The organism is [Mycobacterium] manitobense (assembly GCF_025821665.1).
Lineage (GTDB): Bacteria > Actinomycetota > Actinomycetes > Mycobacteriales > Mycobacteriaceae > Mycobacterium > Mycobacterium arseniciresistens.
On sequence record NZ_JACKSJ010000048.1, the window covers coordinates 1 to 392 of the forward strand.

At 69.9% G+C, this 392-nt stretch carries 1 protein-coding gene; it reads right to left on the reverse strand.

Going from position 1 to position 392, the window contains the following annotated elements; all coding sequences use genetic code 11:
• On the reverse strand, positions 1–356 hold a 356-nt coding region (locus H7I41_RS06360; protein ID WP_264011727.1), incomplete at its 3' end, for an AMP-binding protein.
• Positions 357–392 lie beyond the last annotated feature (36 nt).

The following is a 392-nucleotide window of genomic DNA, read 5'->3' on the forward strand; positions in this document are numbered from 1 at the left end:
ATGAAGGGTTCGGAGACGATGACGGCCTTGAGTTCGATCATGCCGATGACGGTCATGGTGTCCTCGGCCCATACCGCGAGGTCGGTGCGCGGGGTCGGCTGATGCAGCATCGTCAGGCTGCCGCCGCGCATCCACACGCCCTGGGCGGTCGGGGCGATCTCGACCGGGAAGCCGGCCAGCACGCCGACCGAGTCGCCCGGACCGATGCCTGCCGCGGCGAGTCCGCCGGCCACCCGACGAGCCCGCTCGTGGACTTCGAGCCAGGTGTGGCGGACGGGCTCGTAGGGTTCGCCGGTGACCATGCCCCGCGCGCTCTCATGGGCGCTGCGGTACATCTTGTCGGTAAATCGGCTCACGGCAACCTCCTGGGTGTCTGGGGCCGGGTCGGCTGC